The sequence below is a fragment of the Ruegeria faecimaris genome (assembly GCF_900182615.1).
In the GTDB taxonomy this organism is placed as follows: Bacteria; Pseudomonadota; Alphaproteobacteria; order Rhodobacterales; family Rhodobacteraceae; genus Ruegeria; species Ruegeria faecimaris.
Genome location: NZ_FXTE01000002.1, coordinates 325,985 through 350,896 on the forward strand (window position 1 = coordinate 325,985; position 24,912 = coordinate 350,896).

Annotated in this window: 22 protein-coding genes and 1 tRNA gene; 10 read left to right on the top strand and 13 right to left on the bottom strand. The window is 57.7% G+C overall.

Annotation, left to right across the window (positions count from 1 at the left end; translation table 11 throughout):
* Positions 1–54: 54 nt before the first annotated feature.
* The 5 genes from FN806_RS07855 to FN806_RS07875 all read left to right on the top strand — a co-directional run bounded on the left by FN806_RS07855 (position 55) and on the right by FN806_RS07875 (position 7,231).
* Positions 55–3,267 (top strand): reductive dehalogenase, encoded by a 3,213-nt coding sequence (locus FN806_RS07855; RefSeq protein ID WP_142635790.1) that lies wholly within the window; start codon positions 55–57, stop codon positions 3,265–3,267.
* Between the two features lie 128 nt (positions 3,268–3,395).
* Positions 3,396–4,262, top strand: a complete 867-nt coding sequence (locus FN806_RS07860; protein WP_142635792.1) for an FAD binding domain-containing protein — start codon at positions 3,396–3,398, stop codon at positions 4,260–4,262.
* The gene (locus FN806_RS07865) at positions 4,259–4,738 is read left to right on the top strand and encodes a (2Fe-2S)-binding protein (RefSeq protein ID WP_142635794.1); all 480 of its coding nucleotides are present in this window, start codon (positions 4,259–4,261) and stop codon (positions 4,736–4,738) included. The genes FN806_RS07860 and FN806_RS07865 overlap by 4 nt, the downstream gene beginning before the upstream one ends.
* A complete protein-coding gene (locus tag FN806_RS07870; protein ID WP_142635796.1) occupies positions 4,738–6,993 on the top strand; it encodes a xanthine dehydrogenase family protein molybdopterin-binding subunit in 2,256 nt (751 codons plus the stop codon). The genes FN806_RS07865 and FN806_RS07870 overlap by 1 nt, the downstream gene beginning before the upstream one ends.
* Complete coding sequence (locus FN806_RS07875; protein WP_142635798.1) at positions 6,986–7,231, top strand: MoaD/ThiS family protein; 246 nt, start codon at positions 6,986–6,988, stop codon at positions 7,229–7,231. Before FN806_RS07870 ends, FN806_RS07875 begins: the two co-directional genes overlap by 8 nt.
* On the opposite strand, the gene FN806_RS07880 is transcribed toward FN806_RS07875, so the two are convergent.
* Positions 7,228–7,935: a lysophospholipid acyltransferase family protein gene (locus FN806_RS07880; protein ID WP_142635800.1), complete on the bottom strand. Its 708-nt coding sequence runs from the start codon at positions 7,933–7,935 to the stop codon at positions 7,228–7,230. The genes FN806_RS07875 and FN806_RS07880 overlap by 4 nt on opposite strands.
* A 143-nt stretch (positions 7,936–8,078) precedes the next feature.
* On the opposite strand from FN806_RS07880, the gene FN806_RS07885 reads away from it, so the two are divergent.
* Positions 8,079–8,154: transfer RNA gene (locus FN806_RS07885), tRNA-Trp, on the top strand.
* A 145-nt stretch (positions 8,155–8,299) separates the two neighbouring features.
* Here the strand turns inward: FN806_RS07885 and FN806_RS07890 are convergent.
* Positions 8,300–9,319 (bottom strand): hypothetical protein, encoded by a 1,020-nt coding sequence (locus FN806_RS07890; protein ID WP_142635802.1) that lies wholly within the window; start codon positions 9,317–9,319, stop codon positions 8,300–8,302.
* Between the two features lie 73 nt (positions 9,320–9,392).
* Positions 9,393–10,274 (bottom strand): EamA family transporter, encoded by an 882-nt coding sequence (locus FN806_RS07895; protein WP_142635804.1) that lies wholly within the window; start codon positions 10,272–10,274, stop codon positions 9,393–9,395.
* Positions 10,275–10,351: 77 nt separating this feature from the next.
* On the opposite strand from FN806_RS07895, the gene FN806_RS07900 reads away from it, so the two are divergent.
* The 3 genes from FN806_RS07900 (at position 10,352) to FN806_RS07910 (ending at position 12,834) form a co-directional block, all read left to right on the top strand.
* A complete protein-coding gene (locus tag FN806_RS07900; RefSeq protein ID WP_142635806.1) occupies positions 10,352–10,834 on the top strand; it encodes a MarR family winged helix-turn-helix transcriptional regulator in 483 nt (160 codons plus the stop codon).
* A gap of 161 nt (positions 10,835–10,995) precedes the next feature.
* Positions 10,996–12,135 (top strand): LPS export ABC transporter permease LptF, encoded by a 1,140-nt coding sequence (lptF, locus tag FN806_RS07905; protein ID WP_142635808.1) that lies wholly within the window; start codon positions 10,996–10,998, stop codon positions 12,133–12,135.
* A gap of 108 nt (positions 12,136–12,243) precedes the next feature.
* The gene (locus FN806_RS07910) at positions 12,244–12,834 is read left to right on the top strand and encodes an HD domain-containing protein (protein ID WP_142635974.1); all 591 of its coding nucleotides are present in this window, start codon (positions 12,244–12,246) and stop codon (positions 12,832–12,834) included.
* Here the strand turns inward: FN806_RS07910 and speB are convergent.
* The 10 genes from speB to FN806_RS07960 form a co-directional block, all read right to left on the bottom strand.
* On the bottom strand, positions 12,831–13,673 hold the full coding sequence (gene speB, locus FN806_RS07915; RefSeq protein ID WP_142635810.1) for an agmatinase: 843 nt from the start codon (positions 13,671–13,673) through the stop codon (positions 12,831–12,833). The two genes, FN806_RS07910 and speB, sit on opposite strands and share 4 nt — an antisense overlap.
* On the bottom strand, positions 13,670–14,839 hold the full coding sequence (nspC, locus tag FN806_RS07920; RefSeq protein WP_142635812.1) for a carboxynorspermidine decarboxylase: 1,170 nt from the start codon (positions 14,837–14,839) through the stop codon (positions 13,670–13,672). Before nspC ends, speB begins: the two co-directional genes overlap by 4 nt.
* 308 nt (positions 14,840–15,147) lie before the next feature.
* Entirely contained in the window at positions 15,148–16,371 is a 1,224-nt protein-coding gene (locus FN806_RS07925) for a saccharopine dehydrogenase family protein (RefSeq protein ID WP_142635815.1), read from the bottom strand.
* A gap of 21 nt (positions 16,372–16,392) precedes the next feature.
* Positions 16,393–18,282, bottom strand: coding sequence for a biosynthetic arginine decarboxylase (gene speA / locus FN806_RS07930; RefSeq protein ID WP_142635817.1), 1,890 nt, complete (start codon positions 18,280–18,282; stop codon positions 16,393–16,395).
* A 99-nt stretch (positions 18,283–18,381) separates the two neighbouring features.
* Complete coding sequence (locus FN806_RS07935; RefSeq protein ID WP_142635819.1) at positions 18,382–19,464, bottom strand: DUF1513 domain-containing protein; 1,083 nt, start codon at positions 19,462–19,464, stop codon at positions 18,382–18,384.
* Between the two features lie 3 nt (positions 19,465–19,467).
* Positions 19,468–20,478, bottom strand: coding sequence for an imelysin family protein (locus FN806_RS07940; RefSeq protein WP_142635821.1), 1,011 nt, complete (start codon positions 20,476–20,478; stop codon positions 19,468–19,470).
* A complete protein-coding gene (locus tag FN806_RS07945) occupies positions 20,478–22,019 on the bottom strand; it encodes a di-heme oxidoreductase family protein (protein WP_185956648.1) in 1,542 nt (513 codons plus the stop codon). Before FN806_RS07945 ends, FN806_RS07940 begins: the two co-directional genes overlap by 1 nt.
* Positions 21,979–22,464 carry a bacterioferritin gene (gene bfr / locus FN806_RS07950; protein ID WP_142635826.1) on the bottom strand — a complete coding sequence of 162 codons (486 nt, stop codon included), beginning with the start codon at positions 22,462–22,464 and terminating at the stop codon, positions 21,979–21,981. Before bfr ends, FN806_RS07945 begins: the two co-directional genes overlap by 41 nt.
* On the bottom strand, positions 22,412–22,705 hold the full coding sequence (locus FN806_RS07955; RefSeq protein WP_142635828.1) for a (2Fe-2S)-binding protein: 294 nt from the start codon (positions 22,703–22,705) through the stop codon (positions 22,412–22,414). The genes bfr and FN806_RS07955 overlap by 53 nt, the downstream gene beginning before the upstream one ends.
* Positions 22,706–22,833: 128 nt before the next feature.
* On the bottom strand, positions 22,834–24,105 hold the full coding sequence (locus FN806_RS07960) for an imelysin family protein (protein WP_142635830.1): 1,272 nt from the start codon (positions 24,103–24,105) through the stop codon (positions 22,834–22,836).
* Between the two features lie 249 nt (positions 24,106–24,354).
* Here FN806_RS07960 and FN806_RS07965 point away from each other — a divergent pair, with 249 nt between their 5' ends.
* On the top strand, positions 24,355–24,876 hold the full coding sequence (locus FN806_RS07965) for a ZrgA family zinc uptake protein (RefSeq protein WP_185956649.1): 522 nt from the start codon (positions 24,355–24,357) through the stop codon (positions 24,874–24,876).
* Positions 24,877–24,912 lie beyond the last annotated feature (36 nt).

A 24,912-nucleotide genomic window follows, 5' to 3' on the forward strand; every position in this document is an offset into this window, starting at 1 on the left:
TGGTTTTGCTGTCTACCGGGCATTAAGGGTCAGACGGGCTAGGGGAGGCACGCTATGGGAATCCGTTTCTTTTCAGACCGGAACAGGCCAGTTCATATGGGCGGCTACCCGCTAGAGCGGTTGGCGCGGCAAGACACAATGCCGGACCTGTCACAGGTGCCGCCTATGGGCGATCTTAGTTTTCGCCGCCCCGATCAGCCCCACAGCATCGTCAATGCGATGGGTGAGTTTCAGGCGATGATGGATGCGATCCGCGACGGGTTGGTGAACCCGGCAATGGGCGATATCCCGTCAGATCCGAATGCGCGCGCCAACCATCTGAAAGCCTTTGGTTATTTCAACGATGCGTCGATGATTGGGTGCGGACCACTGCCGCCCGAAGCACTGTTGCCCGAGCCGCTCCGCAACCCTGATATAGACCGGCTGGCTGATGCCCTGAGGACACGGCAAACCAAGACGCTGGCCTCGGGCATTGATGTCATCATGGCGGATTTGAAGGACAGTATCGAGGCTGCGCCAAAGCCAATCGACAGCCACCGCCATGCAATCGTGTTTCTGTACGAACACAACCGAGACCCGGACCTGTCCGAGCCCGGAACCGATTGGATCGTGGATGCGCAGGATCATCGCGCTTGTTTGCTGGCAACCGAGAATGCGGTGGTGATTGCCAACTACATCCGATTGCTTGGCTTTGATGCACGGGCGCATACGGCGATGTCGTCGGATGTTGATCTGGGCAAACTGGCGGTCGCCGCGGGATTGGCCTCGGCCGAAGGTGGACAACTTGTTGCCCCGTGGCTTGGGACCCGGTTCGGGTTGGCCGTGGTAACGACCGAGCTGCAGATCACGCATGACAAGCCGCTGTGTCCGATGGCTCAACAACCGTGGTTTCGTACGCAAGGTCCGGCATGGTGGTTGGGGTCGGGTTTTGCCAAGAATGCGCTGAACCGCGACCCCTATGCTAAGCGCCGTTATGTGGATGGGGCGCATCCGTTCGAAAAGCTCAAGCGCGTCGAAACGCCGACCACCTACATTGATGAAGAAAACGTCGCCCGCGTCCCCAAACGGGCCGACATGTTTGCACGGGCGCAATTCGGCGACATGGGAAAACCCATGCAGGACGCGGCCAAGGGCGGGCATTACGTGCGCAAGGCGGCCCCCAGTTTCGCGCAGCGGCGCGCGCTGGGCGCCTTTGTTCTGCTGCAGGATGGGGACAGTGCCCAGACAGCGCCGCCGACAGATGCCGTCCGGAACGCCGCCAATATCAAAGCGGCGAGCTATTTCCTTGGTGCGGATGCGGTGGGCCTCAGCCGCTGCCCCGAATGGGCGTGGTATTCACATGATGCCGCCGGAGAAGAGATTACACCGCCACATGATCAAGCCATCAGCATGATCATCGACCAAGGTTATGAGACGATGGAGGGATCCAGCGGTGACGACTGGATTGCGGTCGCTCAATCCATGCGCGCCTATCTGCGGTTCTCGCTTTTGGGCGGGGTAATGGCACAGCAAATCCGCAACCTTGGGTATAAGGCCAAGGCTCATACGGTGATGGATGGTGAGGTGCTGCAACCTCCGCTGTTGCTGTTGTCGGGGCTGGGAGAGGTCAGCCGGATTGGCGAGGTCATCCTGAACCCCTATCTGGGCCCGCGTCTGAAATCCGGTGCGGTCACAACAGATATGCCTCTGGCTCATGACAAGCCGATAGATTTCGGACTGCAGAGTTTTTGTGAAAGCTGCAATAAATGCGCGCGAGAATGCCCCTCGGGGGCGATCACCGCCGGGCCAAAACTGATGTTCAACGGCTATGAAATCTGGAAGTCCGACAGCCAGAAATGCGCCACTTACCGGGTGACAACATCGGGTGGTGCGATGTGCGGGCGGTGCATGAAGACCTGCCCATGGAATCTGGAAGGCATCTTCAAGGAACGTCCCTTCCGCTGGGCCGCGATGAACTTCCCCCAAGCTGCGCCAGCGCTGGCGAAACTGGACGATGCGGTGGGCAATGGTGGCTTGAACGACACCAAGAAATGGTGGTGGGATATCGAATTGCAGCCCGACGGCGCGTATCGCCCGACCCAGCATCCGCTGAACCGGCGCAACCTGCAGACGGACCTTGCCCTGAAATATGAGGATCAGACGCTGGCGGTCTATCCCGCCTATCTGGCCCCGCATCCCTGGCCCTATCCTTTTGCCATGGACCGCGAAGCCGGGATTGCAGCTTATGAAGCGATGGTCACGGCAGAGGAGTACAAGGCACGCAAGGCCGCCGGGGACATGTCTGTTGTTCACAACTATTCCATCGCAGGTGATGCCCCTGTCATGCGGGTCGAGCTGAGCATGGTCGACCGGATGACGGATGATGTGACCAAATATGAGTTCGCGACGCTGGATGGCGCGCCGCTGCCTCAGTGGACCGCAGGCGCCCATCTGGACGTGCTGGTCGCGCCAGAGTTCCTGCGGCAATATTCAATGTCCGGCAATCCGGCGAACCCAGCGACCTATCAGATCGGTGTCTTGCGCGAGGATGAGGGGCGGGGCGGCTCGGCCCTGTTGCACCGGATTTTTACCGAAGGGCGCAAGGTTTTCATCTCGAAACCCATCAACCATTTCGAACTGGATGAGACCGCCACCAGGACATTCCTGATGGGCGGCGGGATCGGCATCACGCCGATGATCGCCTTTGCCCACCGCCTGCACAGTCTGGGCAAACCCTTTGACCTGCATTACTCGGCCAGTACCCGCGCCGGGGCGGGGTATCTGGACGATCTGGCCGCAATGCCCTGGGCCGATCACGTGCACTATCATTTCTCGGACGAAGGTACGCGCGCTGATTTACAGTCAATCCTGTCGGGATATCAGGCAGGTTGGCACGTCTATACCTGCGGCCCGGATCGGTACATGGAAGGCGTGATACAGGCAGCGGAACGTCAGGGGTTCCCAGACGAGGCGCGGCATCTGGAGTATTTCTCCGTTCCCGAGCAGCCCGAATATGAGAACCATTCTTTCACGCTGAAACTGGCCAAATCGGGGCGAGAGCTGCAGGTTCCCGCCGACAAACACGCGGCGCAGGTGCTGAACGAAGCCGGAATTCAGGTCGATGTGAAATGTTCGGACGGAATTTGCGGCGTCTGTAAATGCGGTGTGATTTCGGGTGAAATCGAGCATAGGGATTTCGTGCTGTCGAACAAGCAGCGCGAAGGCGCAATCATCCTGTGCCAAAGCCGTGCTGCGGACCCGGACGGGGTGGTCGAGATCGACCTCTGATCCGAGGTCTGGAAACGTCATTTCGGGATCGAAAAATAGGTCGTTCTTGCCATGGACGCCAGTGTGTTGCTGCATTAACGTCCCTGCGAACCCCAGTGGATCCTGACCAACAGGCGCGAGGTAAAATCATGGATTATCACAGCCCTGCCAGCTTTGCCGAGGCGTCGGCTCTGGCAGAAAATGCAAAAGGCGTTACACGGTTTCTTGCCGGTGGCACCGATGTTTTGGTGCAGTTGCGCTCGGAATTGGTGACGCCTGATACATTGATAGACATCAAGAAAATCAATGGCGTAAGCGATATCACCCGCAATGCTGACGGCAGCTGGACGCTGGGTGTGGCGGCGACGGGTGCGGAAATGAGCGAACATCCTGGGTTGGGCCTCGACTGGCCCGGCGTGGTCGAAGCGATGGATTTGATCGGATCGACTCAGGTGCAGGGGCGGGCGACGCTGACTGGCAACCTGTGCAATGGCTCGCCTGCGGCGGATTCGGTGCCAGCCATGGTGGCAGCGGGCGTGACCGTGACAGTCACCGGACCAAGTGGCACACGTGAGGTTGCCGTCGAAGATATTCCGACCGGCCCGGGCAGAACGTCCTTGGCCAAGGGTGAACTGATCTCGGCGGTCAATATTCCTGCACGCGGCGAAAACGGAGGTGATGCCTATCTGCGGTTCATCCCAAGGACCGAGATGGATATTGCGGTGGTTGGCGTAGGTGTGAATCTCCGTCTGGACGGGGATACCATCACCGAGGTCCGCGTGTCGCTGGGCGCTGTGGCTCCGACTGTTCTACTTGTCGAAGACTGCGCCAAGGCGATCATGGGCAGCACCCTTGACGATGCTGCATTGGACGCGCTTGCCGCTGCCGCATCTACTGCCTGTAACCCGATCGACGACAAGCGCGGCACGATCGCATTCCGTACAGAAGTGGCCGGGGTTCTGGCCAAACGCGCCGCGAAAATCGCCTATGCCCGCGCCAAGGGAGAGCAAGCATGAGCAAGTTCCACGTATCCACCACCGTCAATGGTGACACGGTCGAATACCTATGTGACCCACGCGAGACCCTGCTGGACTGTCTGCGCGACAAGCTGAACCTTACCGGTGCGAAAGAAGGCTGCGGCACCGGCGATTGCGGTGCCTGCTCGGTAACTGTCGATGGCCGTTTGGTTTGTTCCTGCCTGATGCTTGGGATCGAAGCAGAGGGTAAACAGATCGAGACGGTCGAAGGTATTGCAGACGGGGACGTTCTGCATCCGCTGCAGAAGAAGATGATTGAATATGCTGCTCTTCAATGCGGTATCTGCACCCCCGGTATTCTGGTCGCGGCCAAATCGTTGCTGGAAAAGAACCCGAACCCGACCGAGGAAGAGACACGGTATTGGTTGGCTGGTAATCTCTGCCGCTGCACCGGGTATGACAAGATCATTCGCGCCGTGATGGATACAGCGGCTGAACTGCGGGAGGCTTCGTAATGGCACTCGACGATCGCAAATCTGAATTCACTTTCGTTGGCACCCGACCGAACCGCCCTGACGGGCTGGACAAGGTCACGGGGCGCGCGAAATTTGGCGCTGACGCCACCGCACCGGGCATGTTGCACGGGGCTATTCTGCGCTCGCCCCATGCCCATGCGCGGATCGTAAAGATCGACACCTCCAAGGCCCAAGCGCATAAAGACGTCAAAGCCGTTGTGACCCGTGACGATTTCGCTGAGGTGCCGTTTAAGCCCGGTCTTGAAGGTGAGTTCTGGAACGTGCTGGAAAACGTTATGGCAGGCGAGAAGGCCCTGTATGACGGCCACGCGGTGGCAGCTATTGCGGCAACTTCGGCGCTGTCGGCACGTGACGCACTCAAACTGATTGAGGTCGAATATGAGGTGCTGCCCCATGTGACCGATGTCGACAAAGCGATGGCCCCGGACGCTCCGGTTATACGCGAGGGGGCGGCGGATTATTCCGTGCCCGAAGGGATGCACCCGAACGTCGTGCGCTATCACGAAAGCGGGCATGGCGATGTCGAGGTCGGTTTTGCCGAAGCGGATCTGGTTGTTGAAGACAGCTTTGTCACCGAGGCAACCCATCAGGGTTATATCGAACCTCATGCCTGTTTGGCGACGCTGGGAAATGACGGCAAGGGTGAGCTGTGGTGCACCACCCAAGGTCACTGGATCGCGCAGAAAACCTGTGCGGCTTTGCTGGGGATCGAAACATCGCAACTGCGGGTGACGGCGTCCGAGATTGGCGGCGGCTTTGGTGGCAAGACAACCGTATTCATCGAGCCGGTCGCGCTGGCGCTGAGCCGCAAGGCCAACCGCCCGGTCAAGCTGGTGATGACCCGATCCGAGGTATTCCGGGCCACCGGTCCGACTGCCTCCGCGTCGATGGATATCAAGATCGGGATGAAGAAAGACGGCACGATCACCGCAGCGCAAGGCGTGTTCCGCCTGCAGGGTGGGGCCTTCCCCGGCGCGCCGGGTGATATGACGGCCATGTGTGCCTTTGCTCCTTATAACCTGACTAACGTCAAGCAGGTGGGCTATGACGTCATGGCCAACCGCCCGAAACAGGCGGCCTACCGGGCGCCCGGTGCACCGATGGGAGCCTTTGCTGTTGAGTCGGTGATTGACGAGCTGTGCAAGAAATTGGGTCTGGACCCCGTGGATGTGCGTCTGAAAAACGCCGCCTACGAAGGTACGAAGGCCAGCTATGGCCCGCGCTACGAACGCATCGGTCTGGTCGAAACGCTTGAGGCCGCCAAGGCGCATCCGCACTATTCTGCGCCACTGAAACCAGGGCAGGGGCGTGGGATATCCTGTGGATTCTGGTTCAATCACGGGGGCGAGACATCCGTGTCGCTGGCCCTGTCCGAGGATGGTTCGGCCCAGCTGATGGTCGGCACGCCCGATATCGGCGGTTCGCGCGCGTCGATGGCTCTGATGGCAGCCGAGGTGTTGGGCATTCCCTACGAGAATATCCGCGTCACCATCGCGGACACGGCAACACTCGGCTATAACGACGTTTCGCACGGCTCGCGCGTGACTTATGCCTCAGGGCTGGCCACGATCAAGGCGGCCCGGCATGCGGTTGAAAAGCTGAGCGAACGCGCGGCGGCCAAGTGGGGCATCCCGGTGGATGCGGTGAAATGGGAAAACGGCTGCGCGGTGCCCTCGGGCCCCAATGCGGGCGATTTCGACCCGATGCCGCTGGCCGATATCACCGCTGATATGGGTGCGACCGGCGGTCCGATCTCGGGCCATTTCGAAGCAACCCCGGAAGGCGCAGGCGTGTCGTTTGGCACCCATATCGTCGATGCCGAGGTCGACCCGGAGACCGGCAAGACCAGCATAACCCGCTATACGGTCATTCAAGACGCCGGAAAGGCGATCCACCCGACCTATGTGGAAGGCCAGTATCAGGGTGGCGCGGCGCAGGGCATCGGTTGGGCGCTGAACGAGGAATATGTCTATGGCGAGGATGGTCGTCTGCAGAACTCGATCTTCCTCGATTATCGTATCCCGGTCGCCAGCGACTTGCCGATGATCGATACGGTGATCGTCGAAGTGCCCAATCCCGGCCACCCGTTTGGTGTGCGCGGCGTGGGCGAGACTGGCATCGTGCCACCGCTGGCAGCCATCGCCAACGCGGTTTCGAATGCAGCGGGTGTGCGGATGAAACAACTGCCAATGTCACCGCCACGCATTTTGGCGGCGCTCAAGGACAATGGTTGAGGTCCACCTGTGGTCCGGCCTTCGGTCTTTGACCGGGGGTCAACAGGTGGTCGAGGTTGAGGCCAAAACCACTGGTGAGCTGCTGCGGGAACTTGCGCGGGTACATCCGCAGCTTCAGGCACCGATTGATGCTGGGGTATCCATCTCAATAAACGGTCGCGTGATCGCCAGCGGGTTGACCGAACCGATCCCCGAAGGCAGCGAAGTGTATCTGATGCAAAGGCTGCGCGGCGGTTAGCCCTTGGGTGACCAGGGTTCGCGCCCGACCATCCTGTCTGCTTCGGCAGTGATGTCGTTCATATGCGCCTCAAGGCTTAACCGCAGGGTCTCGAGTTCTTCTTCACTGGCCTTGCGGGGAACGTTTTCGGTCCATTCCCGGCACAAAAAGACGCCCTGATTGCGCCAAGGGCGCGGCATCAGCAGGCGATCCCAGGTACCGGCCTCGCTGCCGTGGCGGGCAGAAAAGGTGATACCGAAGACCCGCTTGCCCGAGGTGCGTGCCCAAACCAGAGGCACTGTCGACAGCACCCGTTCCGGACCGCGCGGGCCGTCAGCGGCGATACCGATGGAAATGCCCCGCTTGATCTTGCCGATCACTTCGCGTGACACCGCGATGTTGTTGGCGTTTTTGCTGGTCATGGCGATGGTGTCCATGCCGAAGAGTTTCTGCACCCGACCAACCATGCTGCCAGCGCGTGCCGAAGATGTGATCGAGCAGATACGCCCCTTATCCAACGGAAAGAAATAGGGCGATTGTGCCAGTCGCTGATGCCAAAGGACAACGATGACCGGCTCGCCCTGATCGGCCAGTTGGTCCAGCTCTTCATAGCCGATGCGTTGCCATTGGGTGTTGCGGTTAACCATCCGAATATAGCTCGCGATGCGGCGGGCGGTCCAATTCAGGACGGCCTCGCTATCGGCGATTTTCTTGCGGATACTCACGAATGGTGACCCTCATATTGATCAAACCGTGTCTTATAGAACTCAACGCCATACGCAACTTGTTTGTCGTGCGCATAACTGAGGAGGAATCTGAAAAAGCCTCTTGAGTCCGCCGCGCGGCTGGCATATTTGAGGCGCACCTTAGGGGTATAGCTCAGTTGGTAGAGCGACGGTCTCCAAAACCGTAGGTCGCGGGTTCGAACCCTGCTGCCCCTGCCATTCTCTCCATTGCCAGAAGTTTGTGCCAGCTTGGGCGGAATGGGACACGCGTGACCCATTCCGCAGCCTAGCTGTTGCAACTTGGACCAGCAGAGCATTCGACCGATGCGATAAACCGCGTTCTGGTTGCTCAACAAATCACGGTCTAACCCAAAATCGGTGATATGCCACCGGCAAAAGCGGCCAAGATTGGGGCCGTCAGGGCGAAGCCGGCGCGGATGATGTCACCTGTTCCTTCTGTCAGCTTATGCGACGATCTCCAGTCATCAATGTCGAATGTCTGGTCTGTGCCGCCCTGATTTCGGGCAGCCAAAGCGAGGTTAGAAATTCTTCCGTCCAGAAGGACTGCCACGGGAAGAAAGTAGCTGAGCATTAGCAAGCAAAAATATGTGCCGGTGAACAAGGCCGATGCGTTGAGCAATGCGCTATAGGCGGCCCTTTCTGATTCAGCGATCATGGGCAAGGGCCAGTACATCCAGCTTGCGGCAAAGAACATGCCGAAGGTCAGCACCAGACTGGACAGGTAGAGTTGCTGCCGCATATGCCGCAGGTTTTGCGCCAGCTCAACTGCTGTTGCTTCGATGTCCTGAGATTCATGCCGTCCAAGACACAATATCATTCCGACAATCAGCGACCCGATCGCAAGGCCGGCCATTGCATTCACCAGGTCCAGAATACGGTTGAACAGTGAAAGAACAGGGGCTTGCCCGCATTTCCCAAACATCCAGCTATCTTCCGAACCGGAACATGCCGGTAAGGTGCCTTGCGACAATGCTGTTTCAAAAACGGCTTTGCCGATCTGGTGGTAAATCTGCGGGCTTTGGTCGGTCATATGCTTTTGAATGGTCGGCACGAGAGCCAGAAACACGATGGCGACTACAATCGCGATTGCCGCGATCCGGGTGTTTTTTTCGATCGGGCGTGACAGGGTCCGGAACAAGACTGCCACGGGCAACAAGGCCAGCGATAAAAAGAACCAGGACGCGGCAAGAAACCGAAACCGACCAACGGCTTCCTGCCAAGAGCTACCGCTCAACACAAAGTTCACTGGAACGTCCAGTTCATTGGCGATCATTTGGTTCTGGATCAGTTTATGGATTGCGAAAACACATACCGGCAGCAGGGCGATGGCAAAATAGCGCGGTTTTACTCGGCTTTTTGACACGTGATACCTTTCTTGCCCGGGCGTTGCACAGCACACAGTTTAGCACAAAACTCGTACATCGATGCCAGGAGTTTCAGGCGGGCTTTCTGATGGTGACATTCGAACGGCCGGTACGCTTGCCCATTTGCCCCAGCCAGACCGCCAGAAGTACGATACAGACACCGGTGATCTGCACAAAGGTCAGGTTTTGCCCAAGTATGACCCAACCAATCATTACGGCGGATAACGGGCTGAGAAAGCCAAGTGCCGAGACCGCAGAGGGTTCGATCCGGGCGAGGCCTCGGAACCACAGGATATAGGTCAGGGCAGCCCCGATGACGCTCAGATATCCAATTCCGAGAAGGCTGTTTGTTTCAAGCGCTGGTAAGGCGGGCTCAAATATCAGTGCAAGCGGCACCAGCAACATCCCGCCGGCGGTTAGTTGCCAAGCGGTAAATGTCAGCAGCGGCACCGGCGGTTGCCATTTGCGCGTCAGGACAGTTCCTGCCCCCATCGAAAGGGCGCCACCCAGTCCAGCGATCAGGCCAACCGTATCAAGATTGATAGCTGTTCCGAGGACAAGGCACCCGACGCCGATCACCCCCAGCAGCGCTGCGCCGACCGATCTCAGCCCAACCGGGGTGTTCAGCAGAAATGCCGACAGGAAGACTACAATAAGAGGTTGTACCGCGCCGACAGTGGCTGCGACCCCACCGGGGAGCCTGTAAGCCGCGACGAAAAGCAGGGTCCAGAACACGGTGAAATTGAGCGCGCCCAGAATGAATATGCGGCCCCACCAATGACCCCTTGGAAGTTGACGGGACAAAACTAGCAGCAGCAGTCCGGCAGGCAGCGCACGCAGCGCGGCCATCGTGATCGGATATCCGACGGGCAAAAATTCGGTCGTAACATAATAGGTGCTACCCCAGATCAAAGGGGCAACAGCAGTTAGGGCGATGTCGGTTTGGTATCTCATGGCGAATCCCTTTATCTTGACGTCAAGATATATTGTAAAATCTTGACGTCAAGATAAATCTGGGCTAGCCAGAACTCATGGATCATGTGGAGCGAATTATCGCGCAGTGGAACAGTGCCCGGCCCGACCTGGATGTGGGGCCGATGGAAACCGTTGGTCGACTGACGCGGTTGGCGGTTCAGTTGCGAAGGGCGATGGAGCATACCTGGGCTCTTCATGACATGAACGCTGCCAGCTTTGATGTCCTTGCCACGTTGCGAAGGTCTGGCAAGCCAGAGGGTCTTTCACCTGGCGAGCTTTTGGAGCTTACAATGGTGACGTCCGGCACAATGACGAATCGCGTCGATCAACTGGTTAAGGCGGGGATGGTCGAAAGAGTGCAAAACCCTGAGGATGGCCGGGGCTTCCTGATCCGTCTTACCCAAAACGGATTCAAAGCGATTGAGGCCGCCGTTTCGGATCATATAGAGACTCAGCAGCGCCTGGTTCAGGGTTTGTCCCTGCAACAGCGCGATCAACTCAATCACCTGCTCAGATCGTTGTCTGAAACGCTGGACTGATCCAGGCAGGTAAGCATTCTGGATCGGGGTGCCAATTCCGATATGGCATAGCCGTTTTAGTGCGCACGGCTCAATTTCTATAATTCTTGGGCTATGCGGTTTCCTCGGTCAGGGGATTGGCATATTGTTCAAACGAATTTCAGGTAGCCGGATGAGGATACATGTCGCGCTTCGATGGATACTTCCTGCGGCAACTGCTGATTCTGTTCGGCTTTTTCACTCTGATTCTGGTGGGGGTTTTCTGGATCACCCGCTCGGTAAGCCTGTTTGACCGTGTCATCAGCGGTGGTCAATCGGCCATGGTGTTTCTTGAATTTACCGCTCTTACTTTGCCGACGCTGATCCGTACGGTGATGCCCATGGCCGTGTTCGCAGCGGCCGTCTATGCCACCAACCGCCTGAGCCGTGAAAGCGAGCTTACGGTGATGCTGGCCACAGGTTCCAGCCCGTGGCGGCTGGCTCGCGCTGTGGTTCTGTTCGGTCTTGTTGCTGGTCTGATGATGGCCTCGATCAGTGTTTTCCTGCGCCCGGCCTCGGTCGATTTACTGGAAAAACGGCAGGCCGAAGTGGCGGGTGACGTCACAGCGCAGTTATTGAATGAAGGCGAATTCCTGCATCCTGCAAGTGACGTGACCGTCTATATTGGGGGGATTGATCTGGACGGGACTTTGCGCGAAGTTTTTGTTTCGGACCGGCGGGATAAAACCAGCCCGGTCAGCTATTCCAGCCAAACAGCTTATCTGGTCAATAACGGCTCGGGCATTCATCTGGTGATGGTTGACGGAGTTGCCCTGCGTCAGGACAGGCAGGGACGTACCCTGTCGTCTACACTGTTTCAGGACGCGTCCTATGACATCTCAGAATTGACGAGTACCGACAACGCGGCCGAGCGAAGCCTCGAGGCCATTCCCACCGCAGAGCTGTTGCGCGACCGGGCTGCGATCGCGGCTGCAGAAGGGTTCACTGAGGGCGCGTTGATCGACGAGCTGCATCAGCGATTTTCGTGGATCACCATTTGTATCGCGGTCGCGATGGCGGGCTATGCAACCCTTATGTTGGGCAGCTTTTCCAGATTTGGCCTGTGGCCACAGATTTTTGGAGCATTCATAATTCTGGTCCTTTTGGAAGGTATGCGCGGCTTTGTGTCTCCGTTGGTGATCGAAGACCCGAAATTGTGGCTATTGCTCTATTTGCCTGCTGTCATGGGCATATTGATCTCGTGCCTGTTTCTTTTGATTGCAGGTCGTCCGCTTCTGCGCGTGCGCGCAAGAAAACACTCGCGGGCATTGTCCCAAGCCTGAAGCTACGGCGCATTTCGGCGCAATGTTCTTCGGCCAAGCTAATTCGTTTTTTCGCTCAGGTTTTCTGCGTTAGGCTGCGGTTGGATGATCAGTCAAAAGGACCGGACCATGCTGGACAAAACCCACAAACCCACCTGGACCAGCTTTGAAGAGGCGACCAAGGCCGATTGGGACGCCGTCATGGAATACGAAGAGGCCTATAACGCCGCGTTGCCGGACAGGATACTGGATGCGATCCGTTCGCTGGACGAGGATTGGACGCCCTATCCCGTGAACCGCTATCAGCACAGCCTGCAGGCCGCGACGCGCGCCTATGAGGATGGGGCGGAAGAAGAGCTGGTCGTCGCAGCGCTGATCCACGACACCGGCGATATCCTGTCTCCCTATAACCATGGAGAGCTGTCAGCGGCGATGATGAAGCCCTATGTCAGCCAGAAAACCCATTGGATCCTCAAACATCACTGCGTGTTCCAGGGCTATTACTACAATCACCACCTGGGCGGAGACCGCAACGCCCGAGACAAGTACCGCGACAGTCCTTATTGGGAGGAATGCCGCTATTTCTGCCATGAATACGACCAAAAGGCGTTCGATCCGGATTACCCGACCAAACCGTTGGAGTTCTTCGAGCCGATGCTGCGCCGTGTCCTAAGCCGCGGCGAGGGGCATATGGAGTTGAACGAAACCGCCGAAGGTTAGCAGGCGGCCATCAGACGGTAGACGATCTGTGCGGCGGTAAAGTCCCAGGCGGCATTGCCGTCCGGGGCCAGCTCGACCACGTCGAACCCCACGCATTTGCGCCCACGAAGGGCATGCTCGACCAGTTGCAGCGCCTGATAATAGCCCAAGCCGCCGGGCACGGGTGTTCCTGTGGCTGGCATTTGCGAAGGGTCCAGCCCGTCGACATCAAAGCTGACATAGACCAGTTCGGGGAAATCCTTGGGCAGATCGACCGCGTGGATGTTACCGGTGACCAGCTCCTCGGCATCAATGTGGAACACGTTGTTCTTCACCCGGCTCTGCGCCTCTTCGGTCGAAAAGGCCCGGACGCCGAATTGGGCCAGTCGGACGCCTTCTTGGGCCAGCAGGTGCATGACCGAGGCATGGCTGTGCTTTTCACCCTGATACGTGTCGCGCAGGTCCGCATGCGCATCAATCTGGACGATCCCGATCGGTTGGTTCAACGCGCGGGCCACGCCCATCACCGCACCGTAGCTAAGCGAATGCTCACCGCCCAGAGTGACTGGCACTTTACCAGCGCGAATGGCGGCTTCGGTGCGCAGGGCAAGGCGTTCCATCACTGCAGGCATAGGGCCGTCACAGTTCAAAGGTTCCTCAGTGAAAATACCCGCTATGCAAGGCTCGGCAAGGCCGGTGATGCGCTCCAGCTCGTTGCTGGCCTCGATGATCGCCGCCGGGCCACCGGCTGTACCCGAGCCGTAGGATACCGTGCGCTCCAGCGGTACTGGGATTACACGAAACCGGGCGTTTTCGGTCCGTTCCGATGTGGTCAATTCACTGTCGAGGAAAACGCTCATGAGAGCCTCTCTTTAAAGTCGTCATAGCCGAACTGTTTGATAATTTTCAACGCGTCGGTTTCGCTGTTCCACAGGGCGATTGTGGGCAGGGGGACACCGTTGAAGGTGTTGGTCTTGACCATCGAATAATGCGCCTGATCTAGGAAGGCAAAGCGTTGGCCGATCTCAAGCGGTTTGTCCCACGTATAGTCGCCGATCACATCCCCCGCCAGACAGGACGGGCCGCCCAGACGGTAGGTATGGCCTGCCTCGGCCTCGGCCATCAGGGCAGGGCGATAGGGGGCTTCGATCACGTCGGGCATGTGGCATGTGGCCGAGATGTCGGTGATCGCAAGGGCCATGCCATTGGTCGGCAGGTCGAGAATTTCGCCCACCAGAATGCCCGCATCCAGTGCCACAGCCTCGCCGGGTTCAAGATAGACGTCGACGTCATGGGTTTCGCGGATCGCCTTGATGAACGAGATCAACCCATCACGATCATAGTCGTCGCGGGTGATATGGTGGCCACCGCCGAAGTTCAGCCATTTGAGATGACCCAGGAACGGGGCGAGTTTTGGTGCAATGGCTTCCCATGTGCGCATCAAGGGCTCGAACCCTTGTTCGCAAAGTGTATGCATATGAAGGCCGTCCACACCAACCATGATTTCATGGCTTAGTTGGCTGACCGGTGTGCCCAGACGCGAACAGGGCGCGCAGGGGTCGTATTTTGCAATCTCGCCTTCGGAATGTTCCGGGTTGATGCGCAAACCGACCTGCACACCTGCTGCTTGGGCTTTGGCCAGGAACCGATCCTTTTGAGCTATAGAATTAAAGATGACATGGTCGGACAGCGACAGGATTTCATCCATGTCCGCTTCCTTGTAGCCCGCGCAGAAGGTGGCGACTTCGCCGCCATATTCTTCGCGGCCTAAACGCGCCTCATAGATACCGCTGGCGCAGGTGCCGTCAAGATGTTGGCGGACCAGCGGCGCAAGCGAGAACATCGAAAACGCTTTGAGCGCACTCAGCACTTGCGCACCTGACTGACTGCCGACGTCGGACAAGATAGCCAGATTTTGCTCAACTGCTTTTTCGTCGACCACAAAGCAAGGCGTTGGCACGCGGTTGAGGTCGAAATTGCGGAAAGCTCCAGCATCCCCGGCTTGTGTGGTCATCATTTCTGCCATGATAATCCAGTCCCTTTCATTCTAACTGCGGCCCCTTAAAGTTCGACGCAGTTTCAGATGAGGCCCATCATCCAAAGTGGTATAATGAATGACAGGATATGAGCAGTGGTAGCGACAGGATTTTCTACTGCCACAAGAATGCTGGACTTTTCCAAGCGGAACATTTTGACCGTGTCTGTCCTGTACCGCTTCGATAAAATAAGAAGGAGCGCATAGGTTCCGAACATCGACCCGATCAGAATTGCCATTTGCTGATCTGACGACATTGCTTCTATTCGCTCCCTCTTTAATATGGTGACGGTTAAGCTTTAGAATTCGACCGGACCATCCAGTTCGTGGACCTGCCACGGCAAGCCATGTTCGTTCAGCATGTCCATGAAGTTGTCCGGATCCAGCTGTTCCATGTTCCACACGCCCGGCTCGGACCAGTTGCCTTTCAGCACCTGCGCCGCACCGATCATGGCGGGGACGCCGGTGGTATAGCTGACCGCTTGGCTGCCGACCTCGGCATAGCATTCCTCGTGGTCGCAGATGTTATAGATGTAATAGGTCTTCTCACCCGAGCCGTCTTTGGCCTGACCCGTGGCGATGTCGCCGATGCAAGCTTTGCCTTTGGTTTCTGCGCCCAGATCGCCAGGGTCGGGCAGCAATGTTTTCAGGAACTGGATCGGGATGATTTCCTTGCCGTCATGCATCACTGGGTCGATGCGGGTCATGCCGACATTTTCCAGCACTTTGGCATGGGTGATATAGGCGTCGCCGAAGGTCATCCAGAAGCGGGCACGCTCAATCTCGGGGAAGTGGGTGGAGAGGCTCTCCAGCTCCTCGTGATACATCAGGTACATGTTTTTGGGGCCGATGGCGGGAAAGTCGAACTCGACCTTATGGGTCATGGCGGGGGAGTGTTTCCATTCGCCAGCTTCCCAATGGCGCACTTCGGCCAACACTTCGCGCAGGTTGATCTCGGGGTTGAAGTTGGTGGCGAATTCCTGATCGTTGCTGCCACCATTGGCGTCCAGCACGTCGATCTGGCGGATCGTATCCAACTTGTGTTTCTTTAACCACGTCGCAAAGACAGACGTCACGCCCGGATCAAAGCCCGAACCGAGGATGGCGGTCAGTCCTGCCTGTTTGAACCGATCCTGATAGGCCCATTGCCAGTGATACTCGAACTTGGCTTCGTCCTCGGGCTCGTAATTCGCGGTGTCGATGTAGTGGATGCCCGCCTCAAGGCACGCGTCCATCAGCACGAGGTCCTGATAGGGCAGGGCCAGGTTCACGAGGACCTCGGCACCGGTGTCCTTGATCAGTTTGACCGTGTCCGCGACCTTATAAGCGTCCAGCTCCGCAGTAGCGATATCAACGCCCACACGCTCTTTCACGGCCTTGGCAATGGCGTCGCATTTCGATTTGGTGCGGCTGGCCAGCGTGATTTCAGTGAAGATGTCCGAATTCATCGCCATCTTGTGCACCGCAGCGTGAGAGACGCCGCCCGCGCCGACAACCAGCGTTTTGCCACTCAAAGTTCCCATGGGGTCATCTCCTCTCGGGGGTTATTCGTAATAGGTGTAGCCATTGATCGAGTCGCGATATGCGCTCATCAGGGTCTTGCGGTCTTTGGCCAGCAGAGTACCGGTCGAGATCGCCTCGTCCACCATTTTGCGGAAGGCGGCGACACAGTCGGCTGGATCAAACTCGACATAGGACAGGACCTGACCAATGGTGTCGCCCTCTTGCTCGTGCAGCAGATCGAAACCGCCATCGGAGCGCAGGTCGATGGTAACCACGTTGGTGTCGCCGAACAGGTTGTGCAGATCGCCTAGCGTTTCCTGATAAGCACCAACAAAGAAGACGCCCATGAAGTATTCGTCATTCTCGGGCAGGGAATGCACTGGCAGGCTGGGCGAGACACCGTCGGCCAGAATAAACCGGTCGATCTTGCCGTCGCTGTCGCAAGTGATATCGGACAGCACCGCGCGGCGGTCGGGTGTTTCGTTCAGACCCTGCAGCGGCACGATCGGGTGTAGCTGGTCAATGGCCCAGACGTCGGGCAGCGATTGGAACAGCGAGAAATTGCAGTGATAGATATCAGCCACTTTTTCCAACTGTTCGTCGACATCCGTGTCGAGCTCATCACTGGCAGCCAACGCCTTGAGGCGGGCCATCAATGACAGATAAATGCGTTCGGCGCGCGCCATCTGGCGCAGGTCGATATATCCGCGGCGGAACAGTGCGCGCAGCTCGTTGCGATAAAAAGTGGCGTCGTTCCAGCATTCCTGAAGACGGTCGCTGGAGAGGTATCCGTGCACAGCTGCAAGGTCTGACACCAGATGATGGTCATCCGCCTCGACTTCCGGCCCATCCGGCGCGTCATAAAGCGTGCTTTCCAGCACGTTGAACACCAGCATGGATGAGGTCGCAACGATTGCGCGCCCGCTTTCGGTGACCAATGTGGGGTGCTCGACCTCGGCTTCATCCATGGCATAGGCCACGGTTTCGACCACGTTGGCGCAGTATTCTTCGACCGTGTAGTTGATCGAGTTTTCGGCGGCTTTCTTTTCGCCCGTGTAGTCGACGCCCATGCCGCCACCCAAGTCCAGATGGGTCAGCGGTACGCCTTCGCGGGTCAGTTCGGTATAGTATCGGCAGGCCTCACCCACGGCGCGGCGCACGTCATTGACGTCCTGCACCTGCGATCCAAGATGCGAGTGCTGCAGCTTCAGGCAGTGCAGCAATCCGGCGGCCTTCAGCTTGTCCACCGTGGCGACCAGTTGATCGGTGTTCATGCCAAAGGCGGAACGGTCGCCCGAGCTTTCTTCCCATTTTCCGCTGATCTGGTTGGTCAGTTTAACCCGTACGCCGATCAGCGGTTCGATGCCGAGTTGGTTATAGACTTCGATCACCGTGTCGGCCTCTTTCGGGCTTTCCAGCACGATCACCGTATTGAACCCGATTTTACGGCTGAGGATGGCCAGCTGGATAAACTCGGCATCCTTGACGCCGTTGCAGACGATCAGCGCCTCATTGGCCAGACGATGGGCAAGCGCGACCACAAGTTCCGGTTTTGAGCCAGCCTCAAGGCCATAATTGTACTTCTTCCCAAACTCGACGATCCGGTCGACCACCTGAGCCTGTTGGTTGACCTTGATCGGAAAGACACCGCGATAGCTGCTTTTGTACCCAACCCGGGCAATCGCCTCTGCAAAGCTTTCGTTAATATGGACAATCTCGTGCTCCAGATAGGAGCTGACGCGCAGGATCATCGGGGCCTTGATGCCGCGATCGTCCAGATCACGCAGGATGCCGGGCAGGCTGATCGCCTCGGCCTCGGGCGCAAGGGGATTGCGCAGACCGATTTCGCCGTCTTCCGTCACCTCGATGAGGTCTTTGCCCCATTTCTCAACCCCGTAGATGGAATGCGGTGCGTCGGGCGTCTGTTTCAATCAAGTCTGTCCTTAACCTAGGGTGCCTGCTTCGCGCCCGCCAATACGGCAGCAATTCGATTCGTCCAAGTGTAATCTATGTGACGGGTATTTCCGAATTTATACAGGCAGACCAACGGGAACCAGATGGTTATCCCACTGACAATCCGGTCGGGCGGAAATGCGGGCCTTGGCAGTAAGCGCTCCGACCAGCCCGGTGCCTGTGGTGAAGACAAAACCGGAAGGCCCGGCACCCAGGCCGCAGACATCCTCAAGCGGGGTCGTGTCGTTAAGTCGACCGGTCAAGCTGTCGAACCGGAGCAAATTGTTGCCGCGAGGGCAGGTGATGGCGATGGTTTTGCCGTCCCCGGCAAAAGCAATGCTGCCAGCGTAACCCTGCAAGGCACTTTGCACCGATTCCGGGGCTGCAAGCAGGCGCGGAGCCTCGCCTCTTTTGTGCAGTCCCAGCAAAGGCGGGTGGGTTAACCTGTTGCCCTGCCATTGCATTGCAAACCCAACCAGACCGTCGGATCGAACGGCAAGGTGCCGGATCGAATTTTTATGCAGTGTCCGGGGCAGCTCTATCTGTTCCAGGACCGAGCCTGACAGACTCAGATAACTTAGGCGCGGTTGCATGATGGGCAGATTCAGCTTGGTTCGGCCCATTTCAGGATGTGTTTCAATGCCGCCATTTGCGATGATCAGAGTTTCTCCATCCGGCATGATCCGCATATCATGCGGCCCGACCCCGCCCGAAGAAAACTCGCCCAACCGCGTGTAGTCCTCCGAGTCCCAAACGCCAATCACACCCTCACCGGCCTCATAGTCGTTTTCGGTGGTGAACAGATGGGTTCCATCCCGGGAAAACACGCCATGGCCATAGAAATGGCGGCCTTTGGGAGCATCCATCCGTGCGGTTTGGGTTCCGCTCTTGCAATCGATCACCACGCCAAAGGTGCCAGGGCGGCGGGCGAAAGCCACGGCTTGCGCGCGCAAGGGATGCGCCGCAGCGGCATGGCCGCGCGCCGGCAGGGGGAGAGAGAATAAGATACCGCCTTCAGAACTCAGGCCCGCCAGCCGATAGGTGCCGTCCGGAAACAGCGCCGCCGCCAGGAAATCTGGCGCGCCGACAGTCGACCAACCTTGTGTTGGGGCAAGGCTAGCTGCAGCCAGGCCCGCAAGGAATTGACGGCGGCTTGTCATGGCTTAGTCCCCGTCCAGCGAATTGAATCCGGCACTGATACCCAAGGTCGGGCCCAGCTCGGTTGCTGCAATCGTGAGGATGTCGTTGATCATCTGCTGCAAGGCTTCGACCCGTATCCGACCCGAAGGTGTCGAGACACCGGCCAGTGTAGGGCCGTCTAACTCACGCGTGCGGATGATAGCCTTGTCGAACGCATTATCCAAATCAGCGGCAATCTGCGGATGATCTGCGGACAGCCCGGTGGCCAGATCGCGCAGCGTGATCAATGACAGTTCGACCTGGCGTAGTGACCGTTCAGACCTGCGCGCTTCGGCCCGATTGGGACGGGGGCGCTCTAGGGTGCCCATGGGGCGTCCAAGGCGTGTTTCGGCAGTGAATTCCAATCCGGTGATCAGAGCTTTGTAAAGTTCCTGCATGGCCTCATCAGCAGACCGGTAAGGACTATCTCCGCCGGGCATGGTCAGGTTGGCAGAGAAAGGTTGCCAGTCGTGGTCCATCGCCTTCGCATTGCGGTTTATATCTGCAGCAATCGCCCGGATCAAAGCGCATCGATAGGCCCTGTCACCCTGATCCGCGAGGGCTGGGTCGAATAGCATCAATTCAAGTGCAAGAAACCCGCGTCCCGCGATCGAAGCCTCGGCATAAGCCTCGGGGGTGTCAACCACCGCGTCTTGGGTGGCAATCAGGCCGGATAGGGTTTTGGGTGTAAACCCTTTTGTGTCTGGCCAGAATGCCATCGCAAATGCGCGGTCATCGACCTCGGAGGGGCCAAAGCGCAAGTGGCTTACCTTGACCCAGCGGTCGAATGCCAGGTGATAGGCTGCACGAAGGTTCGGTGAAACGGCTGTGCAATCCGCCTGCGCTGCCGCATCCAGCGCAGCTGTTGCGTCAGATAGCTGTGCGTATCCGGGAAGAATGTGCCCTTCAACAACATCTGTCAGGATCTGGCTGGGATTTTGCGCCAAGGCTGACAGGGGCAGAATAAGGGCAATGGCCAGGCCGAGGGCACGCATCAGAGGCTCTCCAGAAAGCGGATCAAAGCGTCGCGGTCGGGTTTTGGCATAGACACAACGGTGTCGCGCGCCGATTGTGCCTCTCCACCGTGCCACAAAATAGCTTCCAACAGCGACTGCGCCCGCCCGTCATGCAGAAATTGTGTGTGGCCAGAGACCTGCCCCGTCAGGCCGACCCCCCAAAGCGGGGGTGTGCGCCATTCCCGGCCTGTTGCGCGTGCTTCGGGTCGGTTGTCGGCCAGACCATCGCCCATGTCATGCAGCAGAAGATCCGTATAGGGCCAGATCAGCTGAAAACTGTGCTCGGGCCGGTCGTCCATCCGATGGGTGACATAGGATGGCGTGTGGCACGAGGCGCAGCCGGTATCGAAGAACACCTGCTTGCCGTGCAGGACCTGCGGGTCACCGATATCGCGCCGCGCGGGTACGCCCAGATTGCGGCTGTAAAACGCAACGAGGTCCATGCCCAGTTGGTCGATTTCAAACACGCGGTCATCGTTGTCCCCATGGGGAGCGCCAACGCAATCCACCTGCAATTTCGTACACTCCCCATAGCCAGCTGGGTAAAGCGGGCTTGAGATGCCGATATCCCCTGCAAAAGCTGCAGCAGACTGCTCCATTATCGTGGGCATCCCGGCTTTGTGTCCGAACCGGCCCATCATCGGTTCACCGTATTCGGTTGACCAAACGATGTTGGGGCGGCCGGAAATACCATCGCCATCCGCGTCATCCGGGTCGGCCTGGGCCAGCAGGTCCTGCACGGGAATTGCCTCAAGCAATCCCAGACCGATCATCTGCGGAGCCACGCGCGGGCTCATCATCGCCTCGGGGTGCAGCGGGCCATATCCAAGATCCGCCGCGGTATAGGTCGGGCTGCGGAGAATGACCGTTTCGCCGTCTGATAGCGCGACAGGAAGGTCTTCATAGGTGATGTCCAGCCGGTACTCGGCGGGGTGGCCCGCAAGGGCCAGATCCTGCATCTGCCCGCCGTAATTGGGTTCGGGCTGAGTGGCGATGTAGTCCGCGATTTCATCGATTGCGCCGCCACCGGGGATTGAGACCCGAAGGAACATCGAAACAGCCCCGTCATCGGGCCCATTTGGTGTGTGGCCGCGCCCGTCCTTGATGTGACATCGTTGGCAAGAGCGCGCGTTGTACAATGGCCCCAAACCGTCCGAGGCCAGGGTCGAGGAAGGCGAAGACACCCAGATTTTCTTGAACAGCCCGTTGCCGACCTTGAAATCCAGTTCCTGTTCGAATTTCAGATTGCCCGAAGGTTGCGAAAATGCATCTGCGTCCTGACGTGCCCTTACGGTTGCGGCACCGGCGGGCAGGTCCTCGAACCGTTGCGCGGCGTCGAAATCCGTGGGCGCGGCGATCACATCCGCGATCCGGGCCTTTTCATCTTCGGTTCTGGGTTGGAAGTTGAGATGCAGATCCTGCAGTTCAGCGGACAGGATCGGGGTGGCTGCAATCGCAGCCACCGCTACAAGCGAGAGCTTACTCGCCTTCGTCCATTTTCGATGCGTTAAGTTGCGCATAATTGGCTTCGCCAATCCTTTCGTACAAATCAAGCTGTGTTTCGAGGAAGTCGATATGGCCTTCTTCGTCACTGATCAGGTTCTCGAACAGAGACATAGTCACGTAGTCGCCCGCCTCTCGACAATATTCACGGGCCTCAACGTACAGGGCACGCGCATCATTCTCGGCAGCCAAATCACATTCCAGAGTTTCCTTCGGGGTCTGTCCAATCCGAAGCGGGTCCAGTTTCTGCAGGTTGGGGTGGCCTTCCAGAAAGATTATGCGCTCGATCAGCTTGTCGGCATGACCCATCTCTTCGATGCTTTCCTCACGGCTTTTCTTTGCCATGTGGGTCAGGCCCCAATCCTCTTGCAGACGGTAATGCAGCCAATACTGGCTGACTGCCGTCAATTCATGCCGCAGAGATTTGTTGAGGTATTCTATGACTTTGGGATCGCCCTTCATCTACACTCTCCTGTGATGCCTTGGTGCGTAATGCACAAAGCTGCATGGGGACTTCCAGATTATCGCTGGCGCGCATGGTGTCTAGGAAAAGCGGCATGCATCCGCCACAATCCGCTGATTTTCCAAGGGCATGATAGATCTTGCCAGGGGTTATGACTGCCCTAGGGTCGGAAACGCGCATCCAGTCGATGGCGGCATGAATCTCGGTGTCTGTGATCTTAGTGCAATGGCAGACGATCATGGAGGTGGCGCTCTGGATTGTATTCTGACTATATTAGTCAGTTATTAAGTGCGTGTCCTGCGGCATACTGTCAGTTCGCCGAAAATAAGTTGGGGGCGGGATAGTCCTCCGCCCCCGAACCGCTAGGTTTACTGGAAAACAGCCGTCGGGTTGTCCAGGCTTTCAGAACCTTCGAACTCAATCTGATCGACGTCCAGAATGGTGACGATCCGCTCGATTGTCTTGGTCTGGTCCACCAGCCCGTTCACACCTCCCATGATCAAAACTTCGCCACCTTCGTTGCCGCGTTCCAGCATCTGGTCATAGGCGAACCCGGCCTCGGCTGTGGATTTGATCCGACCCAGCGCCTGCATCGTGTTGGCCAGCTTCAGCTTCATCTCGGCGTCCAGCGATGGGTCGGAGGCAATCACCAAGTCCGAAAGCGATGCGCCGCTGACAGGAGTTCCGTCGATGCGGGTATAGCTGCCCAAATAGACGTTCTGAATGCCAAGACCATCATAGTAGTGGCTGTTATGTGTGTTGTCCGAGAAGCAGTCATGCTCTTCCTCGGGATCGTTCAACATCAAGCCAAGACGCATCCGCTCACCGGCCTGCTCACCATAGGACAGCGAGCCCATTCCGGTGAGGATCGCGCTTATTCCTGCGCTCTCATTTTCGGTCAGGGAGGTTCGGGCCGCGCCTCCGTCCTGCCACTGGGTCGCCATCCATTCCAAATCGGTGACCAGCAGTTCAGTCACGGCCTCAAGGTACTGGGCGCGACGGTCACAGTTGCCGCCGGTGCAGGCATCACCTTGGGCATAGTCCGTCCATGGACGGCTACCCGCGCCTTCACCGTGGCCGTTCAGGTCCTGGCCCCACAACAGGAACTCAATCGCGTGGTAACCAGTGGCGACGTTGGCCTCGATCCCGTCTGCTTCGTGCAAGGTGCCCGACAGCAGTTCCGGGGTGATGTCGTTGGCATCGATTGGTTCGCCTGAAAGTTCAAAGCTTGGGTTGGCGATGACGTTCAATGCGGCGAACTCATTCTCGTCGCTCGGGCCGCCGTAGGTGGTGTCTACATAGTCGATCAAGCCCTCATCCAGGGGCCATGCGTTCACTTTACCTTCCCAATCATCAACGATCGCATTTCCGAACCGATAAACCTCGGTCTGCTGATAAGGGACGCGGGCCGCAATCCAAGCGGAACGGGCGGCATTCAGTGTTGCGTCGTTTGGTTCGGAAATCAGCTCGGTCACGGCGCGCTGCAGCGATTTGGCTGCAATCAGGCTGTCATCGTACTTCGCCTCGGCGATATTGGCGTAGGTATTCAGAACATCTGCTTTCGAGGGGGTCTCGGTTGCAAAAGCAGATGTGGCGGTCATCAGAGCCACGGCGCTTGTCAGGATCAGGGGGGTATTCATTGGGGGGTAGTCTTTCTTGTCAGATAACAATGGGTTCGCGCGATGCGACACTCGACCAAATAACTGATAGAAATAGTCAACTAAGTCAACCTGAGTTTTATAGTCAGGTAAATTGTGAGCGAAAATAGCTCATTCCTACCCAATTCTAGTGGGCTTTGGTGTATCGTGACGCGATTGCTCGAATGTTTTTTCAGTTTAGAGTCGCTTAGTTGATTCTTTTCAGATGGTTCCATGGTCATGAAGTTCTTAGTGTTTGTATTAACGCTTTTCCCGGTAAACGCGTTGCCTCAGTCCCAGGTTGCAAATCAGCACGAGCATGGGCAGGGACGATTGGCGGTTTCCTTTTCGGAAGCCGGGATTTCAATTTCCCTTGTGGTTCCTGGTCTTGACGTCCTGGGGTTCGAAGGCCCAGCGGAAACCGAAGGCGATCAGGCCTCGGTCGCCGGAGCCATTTCCGAATTGTCCAACCCCCTTGATCTGTTCAGTTTGCCTGAAGAGGCGGGGTGTTTCACTGTCTCGGCCAATGTCACGCTGTCTGGTGAAGGGTTGGGACCGGTCGTAGACAACGGATCAAATGTGCATACCGAATTCAGGGCAGACTATCAGATGCAGTGCCAGGACATGACGCATCTGGACCACGTCAACTTTCCTTATTTTGACCGCTTTCAACGTGCTGAGTCTCTGATTGTTCAGATCAACAAATCCGGGAAGGTTGATCGTCACACCGTGACGCGCGACGCGCCTGATTTAGACCTCAACACAGGCCTGTAATTCGGCAAAGAAAGCAATAGCTTTGCTGTCAGAATA